Annotated in this window: 14 protein-coding genes; 1 reads left to right on the top strand and 13 read right to left on the bottom strand. The window is 45.2% G+C overall.

Going from position 1 to position 18,380, the window contains the following annotated elements:
• Positions 1-2 precede the first annotated feature (2 nt).
• Entirely contained in the window at positions 3-1,547 is a 1,545-nt protein-coding gene (locus ACE5CV_RS02615) for a DHA2 family efflux MFS transporter permease subunit (protein WP_374948595.1), read from the top strand.
• 219 nt (positions 1,548-1,766) lie between these two features.
• Here ACE5CV_RS02615 and ACE5CV_RS02620 read toward each other — a convergent pair whose 3' ends face one another.
• The 13 genes from ACE5CV_RS02620 to ACE5CV_RS02680 all read right to left on the bottom strand — a co-directional run bounded on the left by ACE5CV_RS02620 (position 1,767) and on the right by ACE5CV_RS02680 (position 18,175).
• Positions 1,767-2,351 (bottom strand): carboxymuconolactone decarboxylase family protein, encoded by a 585-nt coding sequence (locus ACE5CV_RS02620; protein WP_374948596.1) that lies wholly within the window; start codon positions 2,349-2,351, stop codon positions 1,767-1,769.
• 94 nt (positions 2,352-2,445) lie between these two features.
• A complete protein-coding gene (locus ACE5CV_RS02625; protein ID WP_374948597.1) occupies positions 2,446-2,991 on the bottom strand; it encodes a peroxiredoxin in 546 nt (181 codons plus the stop codon).
• 136 nt (positions 2,992-3,127) lie between these two features.
• Positions 3,128-4,756 carry an NADP-dependent glyceraldehyde-3-phosphate dehydrogenase gene (locus ACE5CV_RS02630; protein WP_374948598.1) on the bottom strand — a complete coding sequence of 543 codons (1,629 nt, stop codon included), beginning with the start codon at positions 4,754-4,756 and terminating at the stop codon, positions 3,128-3,130.
• A gap of 134 nt (positions 4,757-4,890) precedes the next feature.
• Positions 4,891-5,610, bottom strand: a complete 720-nt coding sequence (gene pgl, locus ACE5CV_RS02635; RefSeq protein WP_374948599.1) for a 6-phosphogluconolactonase — start codon at positions 5,608-5,610, stop codon at positions 4,891-4,893.
• A gap of 4 nt (positions 5,611-5,614) precedes the next feature.
• On the bottom strand, positions 5,615-7,129 hold the full coding sequence (gene zwf, locus ACE5CV_RS02640; RefSeq protein ID WP_374948600.1) for a glucose-6-phosphate dehydrogenase: 1,515 nt from the start codon (positions 7,127-7,129) through the stop codon (positions 5,615-5,617).
• 11 nt (positions 7,130-7,140) lie between these two features.
• Complete coding sequence (gene gndA, locus ACE5CV_RS02645; protein WP_374948601.1) at positions 7,141-8,580, bottom strand: NADP-dependent phosphogluconate dehydrogenase; 1,440 nt, start codon at positions 8,578-8,580, stop codon at positions 7,141-7,143.
• A gap of 1 nt (position 8,581) precedes the next feature.
• Positions 8,582-9,211 carry an HAD family hydrolase gene (locus tag ACE5CV_RS02650; protein WP_374948602.1) on the bottom strand — a complete coding sequence of 210 codons (630 nt, stop codon included), beginning with the start codon at positions 9,209-9,211 and terminating at the stop codon, positions 8,582-8,584.
• Between the two features lie 4 nt (positions 9,212-9,215).
• Positions 9,216-10,310, bottom strand: a complete 1,095-nt coding sequence (gene tal, locus ACE5CV_RS02655) for a transaldolase (RefSeq protein WP_374948603.1) — start codon at positions 10,308-10,310, stop codon at positions 9,216-9,218.
• A 94-nt stretch (positions 10,311-10,404) separates the two neighbouring features.
• A complete protein-coding gene (gene rpiA / locus ACE5CV_RS02660) occupies positions 10,405-11,100 on the bottom strand; it encodes a ribose 5-phosphate isomerase A (RefSeq protein WP_374948604.1) in 696 nt (231 codons plus the stop codon).
• A gap of 93 nt (positions 11,101-11,193) precedes the next feature.
• Entirely contained in the window at positions 11,194-13,200 is a 2,007-nt protein-coding gene (tkt, locus tag ACE5CV_RS02665) for a transketolase (RefSeq protein WP_374948605.1), read from the bottom strand.
• Between the two features lie 21 nt (positions 13,201-13,221).
• Positions 13,222-13,977, bottom strand: coding sequence for an ROK family protein (locus ACE5CV_RS02670; RefSeq protein WP_374948606.1), 756 nt, complete (start codon positions 13,975-13,977; stop codon positions 13,222-13,224).
• 232 nt (positions 13,978-14,209) lie between these two features.
• Positions 14,210-15,742 (bottom strand): carboxylesterase/lipase family protein, encoded by a 1,533-nt coding sequence (locus ACE5CV_RS02675; protein ID WP_374948607.1) that lies wholly within the window; start codon positions 15,740-15,742, stop codon positions 14,210-14,212.
• 102 nt (positions 15,743-15,844) lie between these two features.
• Entirely contained in the window at positions 15,845-18,175 is a 2,331-nt protein-coding gene (locus tag ACE5CV_RS02680) for a glycoside hydrolase family 3 N-terminal domain-containing protein (RefSeq protein ID WP_374948608.1), read from the bottom strand.
• Between the last annotated feature and the right edge of the window lie 205 nt (positions 18,176-18,380).

Consider the following 18,380-nt stretch of genomic DNA (forward strand, 5'->3'; position numbering starts at 1 on the left):
AAATGGCTGAAACTGGCTTTAAAAAATGGATCATTACCATTACGGTAATTATGGCATCGCTGCTCGAGCTGATCGATACCACCATTGTGAACGTAGCTATACCGCACATACAGGGTAACCTGGGTGCCACGCTTGAGGATATTGCGTGGGTGGTAACCGGTTATGCTGTGGCAAACGTTATTATCCTGCCCATGTCGGGCTGGTTAGGCGGGCGCTTTGGCCGTAAGGCTTACTTCTTAACATCCATCATCGTTTTTACGATAGCCTCTTTCCTGTGTGGTAACGCTACTACGCTCGATGAGTTGGTTATCTTCCGTATCCTGCAGGGTATTGCCGGTGGTGGTTTGATCTCTACGGGGCAAACCATCCTGATTGAAACCTGGCCGCGCGAGCAAATCGGGACAGCTACGGCGCTGTTTGGTTTAGGCGCAGTGGTAGGCCCCACTGTAGGCCCAACCATTGGCGGCTGGATCACAGAGAATTACTCATGGCCGTGGATCTTTTACGTGAATTTACCCGTAGGTGCGCTTGCAGCATTCCTGGCATATACATTTATCCATGAAACACCAAAGGCCGAGAAGCGGCCCATTGACTGGTGGGGAATTGGTTTGCTTGCAGTTGCTGTAGGCAGTTTACAAACCATATTGGAAAAAGGTGAGTCGGAAGATTGGTTTGCTACTACTTATATCACCATACTAACGGTTACCGCGGTAATTGGAACCCTGCTCTTTATATGGCGTGAACTAAGTACCGACCACCCCATCGTAAACTTTGCCATTATGCGGCATCGAAGTTTCTCCGTGGGGATGTTCACCTCGTTTATATTGGGATTTGGGTTGTACGGCTCGGTATTCGTGTTCCCGGTGTTCTGTCAAAACTTGCTTGGCTTTAACGCGCAGCAAACGGGGCAGCTCTTATTCCCGGGTGGATTGTGTACGATATTTATGATGCCGTTTATTGGTAAAATGTTAAACAAAGGTATACCGGCGCAGTTTATGGCAACCGGGGGTATGTTCCTATTCTTTGTGTTTACATGGATGCTAAGCAACTCTACCCTGGCAACCGGCGAGAAAGATGTTTTGATACCATTGCTGATTCGTGGTGTGGGTATGGCCTTATTATTTGTGCCGTTGACCACCCTTGCTATGGCCGATTTGAAAGGCCCGGAAATTGGGCAAGGGTCGGGGTTAAATAACATGATGCGCCAATTGGGCGGTTCATTCGGTATTGCTGCCCTCACAACCATTATCCACATTCGCCAGGGGTTTCACCGCAGTACGCTGATCGAGCACATCAATCCGTACAATCCGTTGTTTACAGATCGTTTGCACATGCTTACACAAGGTTTTATAGCCCGTGGCAAATCTGTACTTGATGCTACCCATATGGCTTACGCCGCTGTTGAAGGTACCGTTATCAGGCAAACAATGCTGCTTACTTATGATGATGCTTACTGGATCTCTGGTTTGGTTATGCTGTTCTCGATACCACTGCTGTACCTGCAGCCCTTCCGTAAGAATATGAAGGCCGTTGCAGACGCACACTAAAAACAAAAGCCGTTCCGCTAATGCAAGCGGAACGGCTCTTTCCAAAAAAATCAACAATTAAATTTGTAAATCCCCCCTGGGTTCACAAAAGTTTAGGTATAGATATTATGTAACAGGGGTTAATTATAATCTAAGCTATAAAATTAATGGTTTTAATTTAACAAAGCCAAATTTTATATCAGATTGTTTTACAGAATCGGGGTAATATTTTACAACAAGTTAAAAAATCACTTTACCGGTTGCAGTTACCAATGATGCGATACGTACTGCATCGAAGATGCGCTCTTCTGTTGTACCCAATTTTATTAGCGAATCCTCGTGTGCGTTCACGCACATTTCGCAACCGTTCACAGCCGATATCGCAAGGCTCATCAGTTCAAAAAATTCTTTACCGGTTACTGGCTTCATCATTAACTGCATACGGATACGTGCCGGTATCTGCGTGTATTTCTCTTTTTGCGTAAAGTGTCGAAAACGGTAAAAGATATTGTTTGATGCCAGTAACGACGCGCAGCCAACAGCTTCCGCGATATCTGCAGCGGTAGCGCCTTGTTCCTCGGCATATTTAGTGTAATAAGCTATCAGCGGCTCGTTAGTGTTATTTACAGCAGTGCTCAGGCCCAGTAAAGCGCATTCCTTAGCATCCAAATGTGCCGAAGTAAGAGTGCTTGTAAAGTTCAGCTTAAAATCGCGCAGGTAGCGCGATTCGCCCTTCTCTAACAAGGTCAGGCTCGATGTACGGTAGGCTGTATCAACGCCAATGGCTTGCAGTAGTTCTTGTATAATTTCGGTGCTCTCGTTCATGATGGGGAGATATATAATGTATGGATAAAAAAAACCACAAAGGGCACAAAGTTTAAGCTCTGTGTTCTTTGTGGTTATAAGGAGGTTAAAATACTTATGCTGTTAAGGTTTCCTGGCCTTTTTCCCAGTTACAAGGGCAAAGCTCGTCGGTTTGTAAACCATCTAACACACGTAAAACTTCTTTAACGTTACGGCCTACGCTTAAATCGTTCACACATACCCAGCGGATAATGCCGGTTGGATCTATGATAAATGTAGCACGGTAAGCAACTTTTTCATTTGGCTCTAAAATGCCCAGGTCTTCAGCTAATGATTTTGAAGTATCAGCAAGCATTGGAAATTTAAGGTCGCGCAAATCATCGTGGTCTCTTCTCCATGCAGCGTGTACAAATTCGCTATCTGTAGATGCGCCAATTAAACGGGTTTCGCGATCACGGAATTCGCCAAAGTTTTTGTTGAACTCAGCAATTTCTGTAGGGCATACAAAAGTGAAATCTTTTGGCCACCAGAACATTACCGTCCAAACGTTATCGTCATTAACTAAATAATCTGAAGTGATGGTTTCAAATTCTTTGCCTTTTTCAAGACTTGTTACAGCTATTTTAGAAAACTGTGGAAATTGTTGTCCTATTGTTAACATAGTGATTGTTTTGTTGTTATTTATGCAACAAATGTACATCTTTCCAGCATACGAATCGATTGTAAATTTCTATATGCTATAGACGTCGTCTATAATGTAAGATGCTGATATTGAGTTACACTATGCAACGTGATTGTTACAAGATGAATTTTGTACTTAAAAAGTTGGAATCGTTATCATTCACGATCTCGTTTATCAGTTGTTTATTTGTGTCGTTTAACTTCGCTGCTACTAAAGACCTGATAGAGAATGAACGCAGGGCATCATGCACTGACAGCGTACCTTCCGCACTGTCCTTGCGTCCTGTAAACGGAAACACGTCGGGCCCCCGCTGGCATTGCGTGTTAATATTTACCCTGCTCACCAGGTTTACAAACGGATCGATCAATGACGATACTTCTTTTGCATCGTTGCTGAAGATACTCACCTGCATGCCATGCGGCGAATCTATCTGGTATGTTATCGGTTCTTCGATACTCTCAAACGGTATTATCGGGATCACCGGGCCAAACTGCTCTTCGCGGTAAAGTTTCATCTTTTCGTTAACCGGGTATACTACCGCCGGGAACACAAATGAACCAATGGTAGAGCCGCCGTTTTCATTAATCACTTTTGCGCCGTTGGCTATTGCGTCGTCAATACATTCTTTAAGATAATCCGGTTTGTGTGGCTCTGGCAAAGGGGTTAGCTTTACGCCATCTGTCCACGGAAGGCCGGGTTTTAATGCATTAACGGCGTCGCTAAATAATTTGTTAAACTCATCTGCCACATCTTTATGCACAAAAATTATTTTGATAGCCGTACAGCGCTGCCCGTTAAAAGATAGCGAGCCAAGGATACATTCACTTACAGCAAGTTTAAGATCGGCGTGTTTGGTAATGATGGCAGCGTTTTTAGCATCCAAGCTCAGTACCGCCCGCAAACGGTTAACCTTAGGGTGGCGTTTCTTGAGGTCGTTAGCTACTTTACTACTGCCAATAAAGGCCAGTACATTGATCTTACCTGTTGCCATTAGCCCCGGCGTAACAACTGCACCCCGGCCGTAAACGGTATTTACTACTCCCTTAGGAAATGAATCGCGAAAGGCGGTCAATAACGGGTAATGCAGTAGTGTACCGTGCTTAGGTGGTTTAAATAGAATGGTATTGCCCATAATAAGCGCCGGGATCAGCGTGGTAAAAGTTTCATTTAAAGGATAATTAAACGGACCCATACACAGCACCACTCCCAACGGCGAACGTCTTATTTGTGCTACCAAACCCTCGGCCATTTCAAAGCGTGACGATTGCCTGTCGATATCTTTTAGTCCGTCTATGGTGGCGTTGATATATTCAACTGTGCGGTCAAACTCTTTAGCCGAGTCTGTTAAAGATTTACCTATCTCCCACATCAACAGCTTGATTACTAATGCACGTTGCTCGCTCATTTTGTAAACAAAGCGTTCCATACATTTAATGCGGTCGGCAACACTCATGGTAGGCCATTCGCCACGGCCGTTGTCATAGGCGGTTAGGGCGGCTTCCATCGCCTCCATAGCTTCCGTTTCGGTGCAAACGGGGTACGTGCCTATCAGCTTACGTTTAAGCTCGCCGTTGGCATCAGGCAGGCAAACCGGCGAATATACTTCGCTCACTTCGCCTGTCCACTGGCGCATTTCGCCATTAACCAGGTATTCTCGCTGATGAATTTCATCTATACGATGCTCTGCCGGGATCTGGTTCCCGGGCACAAACATCGCCTGTAATTGTTGTTTGATGTCGCTCATGGATATATCATTTAAATATGGTTGCGGTTACTTAGTAAACTACAAAGCATCTAACAGGTTTGACAAATCTTGAATATGCCAGCAAAGCCAAAAAACGCATGTATAGAAAAGCCCCCCGTAAGGGAGGCTTCATTTTATTTATTTTCTAACTTACTGGCTGCAGGTTTGTCTAAAAACCATTGTACATCTTTACCCTCTATAAGTTGGGCCGGATACTCGGGAAAATTCTGAGCATCTTCCAGGATGTGTTTAACCGCTTCGGCTTTGCCCTGCCCGTATACTAAAAAAGCCGTGTGCTGCGCAATGTTAATTAGCGGTGCTGTAAATGTTATGCGGTTCATTTTAACCTCGTCTATATACAAGGCCTGCACTGATGCAGTTTCGTCTTTTAAAACGCTTGTATGTGGGAACAACGATGCGGTGTGCGAGTTGTCGCCCAGGCCTAATATAATCAGATCAAAGGTTGCACTTTCACCATCAAAAAAATGGATAAGGTTACGGGTATAATCCTTAGCAGCTTCTTCGGCGCCCAAACTGGTTTGCACCGGGAATACATGTGACGGATCGATACCCAGCGGATCAAAAAGGGTTTGCTTGGCCATTAAATAGTTATTTTGCGCATCGGTTAAAGGCACATCGCGCTCATCGCCGAAAAAGAAGTAAACCTTGTCCCACTCAATTTTATCGCAATATTCTTTAACAAGCAATTCGTGCAGTTTTTTAGGAGAACTACCGCCCGATAAAGCAACCGCAAAGCGACCATTGTTATCAATGGCTTCCTTTGCGCATGCTTCAAAAAAACCGGCAAGACTGGCTAAAACTTCGCTCTCGGTTTTAAAAATATTCAGTTTCATAACCTTATTTTTTACCGTTAACGGGAAGAGTAAACCAATTGTATCCATCGCGGGCTATCAGCGCCTCGGCAGATTCCGGGCCCCATGAGTCGGCGGAATAGTTAGGGAAATTAAGGCTTTTTTTATTTTGCCAGGTGCTTAGTATCGGCATAACCAATTCCCATGCAGCCTCTACCTGGTCGCCACGCATAAACAGTGTCTGATCGCCCAACATTGTGTCCAATATCAGCGTTTCATATGCTTCCGGTGCCTGGTTGGTATAAGTGCCTTTGTAATCGAACACCATATCTACCGCGTTTAAAACCATATCTATACCCGGGCGTTTGGCCTGCACCTGTAAACGGATGCTCATTTCGGGCTGAATACTGATGATCAGCCTGTTTTGCTGCCAGCTTTCTGCAGCTTCGGTAGGGAATATCAGGTGCGGCACATCCTTAAACTGTATGGTAATAACAGATGATGACTGGTGCATGCGCTTGCCTGTACGCAAGTAAAACGGCACACCCTGCCAGCGCCAGTTATCAACAAAGAATTTGATGGCTGCAAACGTTTCGGTATTCGATTCCGGATTTACCTTTTGCTCCTCTCGATAGCCGGGTACTTCTTTACCTTTCATCCATCCGCTGCCGTATTGGCCGCGTACTGCCGAATTGCGTACATCTTCCGGCCCAAACCTGCGCATGGCGCGTAAAACATCCACCTTACGGTCGCGCACTTCATCGGCATTAAAGCTAACCGGCGGCTCCATTGCAATATGGCAAAGCAATTGCAGCAAGTGGTTCTGGATCATATCGCGCATAGCGCCAGATCCGTCGTAGTAATCACCCCGGTCTTCTACACCCAGTTGCTCCGTAACAGAGATCTGTACATGTTCGATGTAGTTACGGTTCCAAAGCGGCTCCATAATCGAATTGGCGAACCTAAAGGCCATGATATTTTGCACCGTTTCTTTACCCAAATAATGGTCGATACGGTAAATCTGGCATTCATCAAAAATGCCTTTAAGCAATTCATTCAGCTCTTTAGCTGTTTCCAGGTCGTGGCCAAATGGTTTTTCGATAATGATGCGCACACGGTTCTTATCTTCAGCCAGTTTGGCTTTAGAGATATTTGATGCGATGATCGGGAAAAAGTTAGGTGCCACTGCCAGGTAAAAGATCACATTAGCGGTGACCTTCCATTCGGCATTATGCGCATCTATCCTTTTGCCAAATTCTTTGTAAGTTTCTGCATCCGTAGCGTCTGATACCTGGTAGTAGATGCTTTTAGCAAATTCTTCCCATTTTTTTTCCTCAGCTTTACCGCTGCGCGAAAACTGGTTAATATCGTTATGTAGGTTTTCCCTAAACTGCTCGTCTGTTAATTTAGTACGCCCGGTGCCTATTATAGAAAACTGGTTTGGTAACCATCCATCTAAAAATAAGTTGTAAAGCGCTGGCGCTATCTTGCGCGAATTTAAATCGCCGGTGCCGCCAAATATGATAAATATGGTAGGCTCGGATTTTGTGATTGTGCTCATGATAATGCTTTTTAGTTTTCTTCGGCCAGTTTGTTTATCACCCATTGGGTATGGAAAACGCCCTCTTTACCAATTAACTCATAAGTATGCGAACCAAAAAAGTCGCGTTGGGCCTGGGTAAGGTTAGACGGCATGCGTGCACTGCGGAAAGCATCAAAATAGCTTAAGGCAGCGGCGTAAGCAGGTGCGGCTATACCTGCAGCGGTTGCTGCTGATACAATTGTACGAGCTCCCGGTAATGCTTCGGTAACTAGTTTTTGAACACCATCATCAAGTAATAAATGGGCAAGTTTATCATCGGCCTGGTAAGCGTTGTAAATATCATTCAGGAATAACGACCTGATGATACAGCCACCCCTCCAAATTTTGGCTATCTCAGCCAATTTCAGATCATACTTGTATTCAATTGATGCATTGGTAAGCAGGAACATGCCCTGCGCATACGTAATGATCATGTTGAAGTAAAATGCCTGCTCTAATGCGGCAAGCAATTCTTCTTTATCACCATTCAGATGCAACTGCTCGCCGGTGCTGTATTTCTCGGCAGCCTTTTCGCGCATCTCTTTGTATTTAGAAAGGTCGCGCATAGCAACTGCGGTGTCAATTACCGGCGATGGTGCCTGTAAGTCCATTGCTACCTGCGATGTCCATTTACCTGTTCCTTTAGCACGGGCTTCGTCCTTAATGTCATCTAACAGCAGGTGGTCGCTGTCTTTGTCTTTATAGGTGAAGATCTCTGCGGTAATTTCCATCAGAAAAGATTGAAGCCTGCCGGCGTTCCACTCCGCAAAAACCTTTTGTATTGCATCATTATCAAGGCCTAAGCCCTTTTTCAGGATTTCGTAGGTCTCCGCTAAAAGCTGCATGATACCGTATTCGATACCGTTGTGCACCATTTTAACAAAGTGGCCTGATGCGCCCGGCCCGATGTAGGTAACGCACGGTGCACCATCAACCTTGGCGGCGATGGCTTCAAAAATGGGTTTCATAACGGCATAGGCGTCTTTGTCGCCGCCCGGCATCATGCTTGGGCCGCGGCGCGCACCTTCTTCACCACCGGATACACCCATACCAAAGAAATGCAGGCCTTTTGCCTCCAGTTCTTCAACACGGCGGTTAGTATCTGTAAAGTGCGAATTACCGCCATCGATCAGGATATCGCCTTTATCGAGTAAAGGGCTTAGTTCGGCAATAACACTATCTACAGGTTTACCTGCAGGTACCAGCATCATAATGGCGCGTGGCGTGGTTAAGCTTTGTATAAATTCATTCACATCCAGAAAACCTTTTACAGCAACTTTGTCGCCTTCCTGGTTTAATGAATCTACCTTACCGGCATCTTTATCGTGACCGGCTACCGCGTAACCATGATCGGCCATGTTTAGTAGCAAGCTGCGGCCCATAACACCTAAGCCAATCATGCCAAAGGCATATTTATCTGTTGTGCTCATATCAATTGAGGGTTTCTTTCTTAAGATCGTTTAAAATTTTCTTTGTTGTTTCGAAATCGACATGCTGGAACGAGCGAATACCTAATTTTTCGGCAGTACGCACAAACATGATCCTATCATCAAAATAAACGCATTGTTTGGGCGATGCCTGCGCAATACCCATCGCCAGCTGCCATATGCCCGGATCTGGTTTGCGCATCTTTACCTCGCACGAAGAGATAAATGCATCAAAGCACTCGTGCAGCTTGAATTTTTGTACACGGTAGTCATTCAGCTCCTTTCCTTCGTTATTAATGGAAATGATGCGGAACCCGCAATCTTTTTTCCACTCTTTAAGCCAGGCAAGCATATTGGGTAACTCCAGCGATTGCTCGTATATAAATGCTTTAAAATCTTCGCGGGCAAACTCGCGCGGGTGGTTAACTATCACCGTATCCAGGTATTCATCCAAAGTAATGCTGCCAATTTCATAGACGTTGAATATGAAATTGTGCAGCGAGTTTACCTCGTCATAATCCAGACCAAATTTTTTGGACGCCTCATGCCGTGACTCGTGGCCCCAGCCGTTGGTAAGCAGTATGCCGCCTATGTCAAAAAACAGGATCTTCAGATCTGATTTTTTCACCAACATAGCGTTATCCTTTTGCTTGTTGATCTTCTATCGCTTTAAGTAGTTTTTCAAAAGGCTTGTTGAATTTTTCAATGCCTTCATCTTCCAAGTCCTGGGTGATTTTATCCAGATCAATACCTAAAGACTTTAAACGGCCCAAAGTTTCGGTTGCCTGGTCTAAACCCAGCATCAATGTATCAGCAGCAATGCCATGATCGCGAAACGCCTCGATAGTTTCTAACGGAACGGTATCTACAGTATCCGGGCCAATCAGCGCCTCAACATATTTGGTGTCTTTAAAATCAGGATTTTTGCTGCCGGTACTTGCCCAAAGCAAACGCTGTGGTTTTGCACCTTTAGCTTCTAAGGCCTTCCAACGGTCGGTGCTGAACACCCTTTTATAAATTTCATATGCTTTTTTAGCAGATGCTACAGCCACTTCGCCCACCAGATCGTCGGCGCCTTTTTCCTTCAACAAAGGATCAACCACCACGTCAATACGGCTTAAGAAAAAGCTGGCTACTGATGAGATGTGCTCAATGTTGTGGCCGGCTGCCAAATGATCTTCCAGGCCGGAGATATAGGCTTCGGTAACCTCTTCATAGCGTTCTAAACCAAAAAGCAAAGTAACATTAACGTTGATGCCTTTTGAGATAGTTTCCCTTATGGCTTGCAAGCCAGGTTTAGTACCCGGGATTTTGATCATCACATTCTTGCGATCAACTTTTTTCCAAAGCTCTTCTGCCTGTTTAGCAGTTTTTTCTGCATCTAAAGCTAAAAAAGGAGACACCTCTAAACTTACATAACCATCGGCTCCTACAACACCTTCGTTGTAAAGTGGGTCAAATAAGTCGGCTGCTGCCTGTATATCTTTTATAGCCAGGTTAAAGAAAATATCTTCTGTTGTACCAGCTTCTTTTCCAAATGCCGTAATGTCATCGTTATAATCATCACTGCTGGAGATAGCTTTCTCAAAAATAGCAGGGTTAGATGTTACGCCACGAATGCCGTCTTCATCTATCAGCTTTTGTAAATTACCGCTGCTGATGATCTGGCGGTCAATAAAATCCAGCCAAATGCTTTGGCCAAAATTGTGTATTTGTTTTACTTTATTTTCCATAGTTCGATGTCGTTTTATATAATAAAGGTCTTAATTAATTCACTGTATTTTGTAATGCCATTCTCCTAATTGTGCTAACGCGATGTAAAGTTAGCTACTCATTAACGGCCATTAATATCTGCAAGTTATAACCAATAAACAGGCCGCTTTCAATAACACCTGTGATCGACTTGATGTCGCGCTCCATGGTGTCGCTGATCGTATCAAAATAGCAATCTAAGATAAGGTTGTTGTTCTCTGTTATAACCGGCCCATCTTTGCCTGCTGCCGGCCTTATTTTAATGCTGTTTGCCCCAAGTTTTTTCAGTTCGGCGTCTACGAGCAATAACGCTTGCGGAAAAACCTCTACCGGTACCGGAAAATTGGTGCCAATCTTATCAACCAGTTTGCTGTCGTCAACAATAATATAATTTACAGGGCTACTGGCTATCAGCAATTTTTCCTTGAACATTGCCCCGCCGCGGCCTTTAATCAGGCTATTATTCGGGCCGACTTCATCGGCACCGTCAAATAACCAGGTTGGCGTGTGCTCAAACAGAGTAGTTAGCGGTATGCCCAGCTTACTGCAAAACATACTGATCTCTAACGAGGTTGGTATAGCCAGCACATTTAATTGTTCAATCCTGATCCTATCGGCAATGGCGAGCAGCGCAAGGTAAACTGTAGAACCCGAGCCAACCCCAAGGATATCGCCATCTTTTACCATCGCGGCAATTTGCTGCGCTACCTTTTCTTTACCGCTTCGGTTAATGATAGCGCCCGACCATTCCAGATTACCAATTAAACTCATTTAATATCAAGTATTTAGTATCAAGATGTTAGTACTTCAGGTGAAGCGAGTATCCGTTTCAATATCTTGATACCTGATACTCGCTACTTGATACTATAATAAAGCTTTCGCTTTGTTAACTACATTATCAACCGTAAAGCCAAAATGCTTATACAGGTCATCCGCCGGGGCCGATTCACCAAAGGTGGTCATGCCCAACATATCACCTTCGTCTGTTGTGTATTTATGCCATCCCATTGGTGATGCCATTTCTACAGCTAAACGTTTACGGCTTGCTTTCGGTAGTACCTCTTCTTTATAAGCAGCATCCTGCGCTTCAAATAATTCCCACGATGGCATGCTTACTACGCGTGTAGAAATACCTTCGGCTTCTAACTTAGTTTGGGCTTCCATTATCAGTGCCACTTCAGAACCGGTTGCCAATAAGATCAGGTCGGGGTTATTGCTTTCTTTCGAAACGATATAGGCACCTTTTTCTAATCCTGACGCTTTTCCGTATTTATCCTGATCTAAGATTGGTAAACCCTGGCGGGTAAAAACCAGTACAGTAGGACCGCCTTTTTTCTCGATAGCCACTTTCCATGCAAATGCTGTTTCATTGGCGTCTGCAGGGCGGATAACCGTTACGTTAGGGATTGCACGAAGCGATGACAAATGCTCTACCGGCTGGTGAGTAGTACCATCTTCGCCTAAGCCAATACTGTCATGCGTGTAAACAAATATCGGGCTGATCTTCATAATGGCCGCCAAGCGGATCGGCGGGCGCATATAATCTGCAAATTGCAGGAACGTTGCACCGAAAGGCAACAGGCCTTTTGTTAAGGCCATGCCGTTTAAGGCCGAACCCATAGCATGTTCACGGATGCCAAAGTGGAAGTTACGGCCGCCCCTGTTTTCTGAAGTAAATGAATCGTATTCTTTTAAATTAGTTTCTGTAGACGGCGCTAAATCTGCTGAACCACCTATGAGGTTTGGCAGGCTGGATGCAACAGCATTAAGCACTTTGCCCGATGCCTGGCGGGTTGCCATTTTAGGATCTGATGCTTTAAAGGTTGGCAATTTATCTGCCCAACCCCGCGGCAATTCGCCTTTAAAGGCTGCCTCGTATTCCGCAGCTAATTCAGGAAATTTCTCTTTGTATTTTGCAAAAAGCTCATTCCATTTTTCTTCTGTTTTTTCGCCGCGTGCACCTTTTTTGTGGTAGTATTCCAATACTTCGGCAGGTACTTCAAAAGATTTTTCGGGATCAAAGCCAAAGAATTCTTTTACCAGTTTGATCTCGTCGGCACCTAAAGGCGAACCATGTGAACCGGCAGTACCGGATTTGTTAGGACTACCATAAGCGATCAACGAACGTACGCGGATCAGCGACGGTTTTTGCGTTTCGGATTTTGCATTGATCAGGGCCAGTTCCAACGCGTGGGTATCATTCACGTCAGGCACTTCCTGCACCTGCCAGCCGTATGCACGGAAACGGGCGCTTACATCTTCATTGAACGCGATATCAGTACTGCCTTCGATAGATATGTGGTTATCGTCGTAAAGATAAATCAGGTTGCCCAACTGTAAGTGGCCTGCTAATGAAGCAGCCTCAGATGTTACACCTTCCATCATATCACCATCGCTGCAGATAGTGTAAATGTTGTAATTAAAAAGGTCGAAGCCCGGCTTGTTGTAGCGGTTAGCTAAATGTTTTTGGGCGATGGCAAAACCAACACCATTGGCAAAACCCTGGCCTAACGGGCCGGTAGTTACATCAACACCCGGCGCCAAACCATATTCAGGGTGGCCGGCAGTTTTGCTGTTTAACTGGCGAAACTGTTTGATATCATCTAATGAAAGATCATAACCGGTAAGGTATAAAAAATTATATTGTAGGATACAGGCATGGCCCGCAGAAAGAATAAATCTGTCGCGGTTTGCAAAATCAGGATTTTTAGGGTTATAGTTTAAAAATTTGGTCCATAATACGTGGCCCATTGGCGCTAAAGCCATTGCAGTACCCGGGTGGCCCGAGTTTGCTTTTTGTACAGCATCGGCAGATAATACTCTCACGGTATCAATTGCCAATTTTTCCAGTTCTTCGTTCGGTTTCTCCATTGTATTTTTTAAGAAAGGTAATTATTTTGTTGGTGTGGCCATTGCCACATGTGTAACCGGGTGCATATCTTCCTGCCACAATTTAGCACCGCCCTTAATGCCATCGGCATTGGTTACAATTTTCATGTTCTTATCCAGTTTAAAATCCAGCAGGTCTGAATTTCCGCCACCTATGTATAAGTAGTCATAATTAAATACGGTTTTCAATATTTTAAAAACCTTCCTCATGCGGCGGTTCCATTTTTTCTCGCCTACTTCTTCCAACGCCTTATCACCAATATACTGGTCATAATCACGGCCTTTTGATACCGGGTGATGAGATACTTCCAGGTGGGGTAGCAAGTGGCCGTCCATTAATAGTGCGGTGCCAAATCCGGTACCCAAAGTGATCACCATCTCCAACCCTTTGCCGCTTACTACGCCAAGGCCTTGCATATCGGCATCGTTAACTACCTGTGCGTCTTTACCCAGCGCAGTTTGCAGCAGTTTGCGAAAATCAACATCTTTCCAATAGCTGTCGCCCAGGTTAGGCGCGGTTTTCACAACGCCGTTGCGTACATAACCCGGAAAGCCTACTGATATGCGATCATAACCGGGAAACTTTTCCACTAAAACCTTTATTGATTTGATGACATTTTCTGGCGTGGCAGGCTTGGGGGTTACAACTTTGTTGTAATCCATTTTAAGCTCGCCTTTGCTGTTTAAAATTGTTGCTTTAATGCTTGAGCCACCTATATCAATGGAAAGGATCTTGAGTTGAGAGGGTATAGTTTTCATGCAGGCGGTGATAAAAATGTTGAACGTCTGTTCGGGTTTAGTGCGTAAATATCACATTTTTAATATTAAATAGATATTATTTAGCTTTAATTTAAACACTTACTGAACAGTGCAGGCCAACCGCGATAAAGCCCCGCAATTAAACCGTATTGCAATAGTAACCCCTTTACTCCAAAAAAGGTTTTTACGGATTGAAATGAGAAAGTTTTATGACACTGCAAAAACCAAAACGTTACCGTGTCATCTCCTTCACCATGAAATCTAAAGCAGCTTTGTCCGGCAGTGATTTGGCACCAGGCTGCTCACCCAGCAGCATTACAGAATGGTTTATTATATCGTAAGCAGGCCAAACCGGCAGACCGATACTATTAGGATTGCCTGTTTTTGCAAAGTTTACCCAATAGGTAGATATTGTATTGGCCAATTGCTGATCAATCGGTTCAAACGGGCGGTTTAGGAATTTAAGATTATTAAACACATAGGCCACTTCGCCGGTGTGAAACGCTCCGTATTTTTTGAAAGCCGCAGTCGCGGGCAACCTGCGGGTAAAACGGTACAGGTAAACTTTTGCTTTATTTTTCGCGCTTTGCACGTTAGCCCAAATGTAGTTGTGTACGCCGAACGTTTGATCGCGCGACATCCGGACCTGCGATGTTTCTGCCTCGGCATCCGTTGTGCCGGGATAAAGTTTAAGCACCAGGGTAGCCCTGTCACCAAAACGCTTTTGTATACCGCTGCGGTAATCAGCGGCATTTTTAATAGCGCCGATAAAGGCGTCATCCTCATTCCATCCGGTTAAAAGCGGAACCTGGTTTTCTTTATTGGCAGTAAAAATATCTGCCGGTACCTGGGGTAAAAAGTAACCGTCTATAATCGGCCGGAAATTGTTTTGTTTAAGCAGTTCTTCCGCAGGTAACTTTCTCAGATCGGCCAGAGTGCCTGCATGTAATTCTTCGGTTGCTTTTAATCCGCCTTTTTCTGCTTCGGCCAGGGTTATGCCGCTGCCTTTTCCCGGTAGCATGTGCGCCCCGCTTTCGGCAATGGCCTTGCTAAATAAGCCTTTGGCCAATGGTGAAGCCACAAGGTAATTTACCCCGAAAGAACCGGCCGACTGCCCGGCAATGGTCACGTTGGCAGGGTCGCCACCGAAGGCAGCAATATTTTTTTGCACCCATTTTAAGGCGGCTAACTGATCCATTAATCCATAATTACCCGACGCATGGTTTGGCGACTCTTTGGTTAACGCCGGGTGCGCAAAAAATCCGAATATGCCCACACGATAATTTAGACTTACCAGTATAACACCCTTCTTTGCCAGTGTCTCGCCATCGTAAATAGGCACGTTGGTGCCGCCACTTACAAACCCACCGCCGTAGATCCATACAATTACGGGTCTTTTTTCTCCCGGCGATTTTGCGCCTGTCCAAACGTTAAGGTAAAGGCAGTCTTCGCTAAGTGGCTCATCCTTTATTAAAAACTCGCGTGTGTACACACCAAACTCGTTTGGCTTACCCTGCATCGGGCTTTTAGAAAATTCGGTACAGGCTCTAACATCCATCCAGTGTTTAACCGGCTGCGGTGCCTTCCAGCGCAGGTTGCCAACCGGCGGGGCAGCAAAAGGCACGCCTTTAAATATGTGTATCGCTCCGTCGTTGCTTTCCGTGCCCGAGATTGGCCCCGCATCCGTTTTTACCACTTTGAATGATTGGGCGTAGGAAGCAGATCCTATCATTAGGAGGACAAGTAATGGCAGGAAGCGTTTCATATAATTGGCGGATTTATTAGGCAATTTATGGTTTTAAATCAAAAAGAACGAGGGCAAAAATTAAAACTTTTGCCCTCGTCAATATTATTTCATCAACAGGAATTAAGGCCTTGCCACCGTTTTCGTGTACTTCGCTGTACGGGCATCCTTAATCACGCCTTTCCAGTTTAAACCGAAGCCGAAGTCATACACATGGCCTTCGCTGTCGGTGTAGCATTTCATATCCAATGGCACATCCTCAAACTGGGCCTCTACTACTTTCATATTCAGCGGCATTTGTAAAGGTAACAGTGCCGATGGCTCTGCTTTACCGGTTAGGATATCCAGGTTGGCTTGTCCCTGCACGCCAAAGTCCACAATAATGGCATTGGCCTGTTTTTCCAGTTCGGCAAATACCATTGGGTTGCTCATGTTAACGGAAACAATTACCGGTTTGCCTTTCATTTTTGTATACGTATCCGTTACCATAGCCAGGTCGGTTACGTTGGTAGATGTTTCTGATTTATTCTTGTAGCTTCTGTTAGCCGATTTTTCTAACGGGTCGCCGCCGGCAAGGCTGGTTGCACGGGCGGTTTCGGCAGTATACTTGCCATATTGTAACGAAACCGGTAAGTAGCCATTGCCGCCATTTTTGGCGTCATCGGCATCGTAACCGCCGCGTCCGATAGGGCTGGCGATAAACACCAAGGCATAGTCGGCTTCGTCCGGGTTTTCCGTCACCTTAAAATATTTTTTTACGATATCCATGTTGACCGGATATTCGGTTTTTTCGGCTATAGGCATTCCAAGGAAGTTTCTGCCAGCAGGTGTGTATTTTTTAGGCACATACACTGTTTTGCCGGTTTTTAAGGGTAAAATGTTGCCCTTGTTTTTTAGCATCACAATTGATTTTAGCTGTGTTTGATAACCCGCACTCATAAAATCGGCATTGCCCACAGTTTTTTTAGTTGCTTCCGGGTCCAGGTATGGGTTTTCGAACAACCCGGTTCTGAAGATTCCCCTTAACAAACGCACGGCCGATTGCTCAAAGCGCGCGCGCATAAAGGATTCGCCGTGTTCTTTCACTCCCATTTGATAGGCGGCCACTACCGGGCCAAGGTCATTGTTGCCGCCAAACTGATCTACACCTGCCATCAGTATCTTGTAATGGCGCTCGGCAATGGTGAGCTTCTCAACACCCCATGATTTGCCAGAAAGGAAACTGTTGATAACGGTCTCATCGCCGGTTACCAGCCAGTCTGTACATACCACGCCATCATACTTGTATTTGTTGCGCAGCAGATCGGTAATGATGTATTTGTTATAGTTGTTGGCTACATTCTCATGGTTCTTTGTATCCTGGTTGTAACTGATGGTGTAATATGGCATTACCGCCGCAGCCATACCTGTTTTACCGCTTAGTTTGAAAGCACCCTGTGTAAACGGAATAAAATGCTGCGCGAAGTTGTTGCCCGGATAAACGGCATATTTGCCGAAACCATAATGCGCATCGCGGCCGCCTTCGCCGGCACCACCGCCCGGCCAATGTTTTACCATGGCATTAACGCTGTTGTATCCCCATCCGTTGGCAATTTCTTTACTGCCGGTGGATGTCTGAAAACCGTCTATATAGGCACGTGCCATATCTGCAGCCAGTTGTGGGTGTTCGCCAAAAGTGCCGCTTACACGGTTCCAGCGGGGGTCGGTAGCCATATCTACCTGCGGTGATAGTGCTGTTGCTATACCCAAAGCGCGGTACTCCTGCCCGGCTATATGGCCAAAATTTTGAGTGACTGCGGGATCAAACGTTGCTGCTAATCCAAGCGAGCCCGGCCACATAGAAATATTACCCCCCGCACCCGCATTAAATTCGGCATTGGCAACGGTGCCGTGGCGCGGGTCGGAACTGTTATTGTTAGGGATACCTAAGCCAATACCCTCTACATAGGCTTGTGCGTTGTTGTTCCACCGTGCTGCAATTTCGGGGCTTTGCACCGATGTTATCAGCACATGGCGTACGTTATCGTCTTTTAAAAACTTTTTCTGCTGATCAGATAAATCGTAGGCATTAGCACCGCTCTCGCTAAACGGCTTTCCGTTATAAAAGCCGGCAAACGGGCCACCCGGCATCGTGGGGATAGATTGGTGCCTGCTGTAAAGCATTAAACCACCAATCTGATCGACGCTCATTTTTGCGGCAAGGTCTTTGGCGCGCACATCAACCGGCAAACGCCAGTCTTCATACTTGTCCAGTTTTCCGTTCTTATTATGATCTTTAAATGCCAGGCCGTTAACAGTCAAGATTTTTACTCCGGATGTGGCCGAATAGCCAAGTGTTTGGCCACCCGTATTGGCAACGGTTATGATATCGCCATTCTTGGTTTCCGACCATTTAGTTTGCGCCGATGCAGCGGCAGGCAGCAATGCCATTAGCAACAGATACTTTTTTTTCATAAACACTTTATCCTTTAAGCGGTTTGTTCACAAGGCCAGCAGGCCATGCTACTTGATAATTGGTTAATGACAGCAAACAGGCTTTGTGTCATTGTTACACAATTGTATAGAATATTATTTTAAATAACAAGGGTTTAGGCATTTAGCAGAAATTATTTTTCTATAAGCTGTAAATTACAACCTTTACACATCAACAGCCACTAAT

The organism is Mucilaginibacter sp. (genome assembly GCF_964263795.1).
In the GTDB taxonomy this organism is placed as follows: Bacteria; Bacteroidota; Bacteroidia; order Sphingobacteriales; family Sphingobacteriaceae; genus Mucilaginibacter.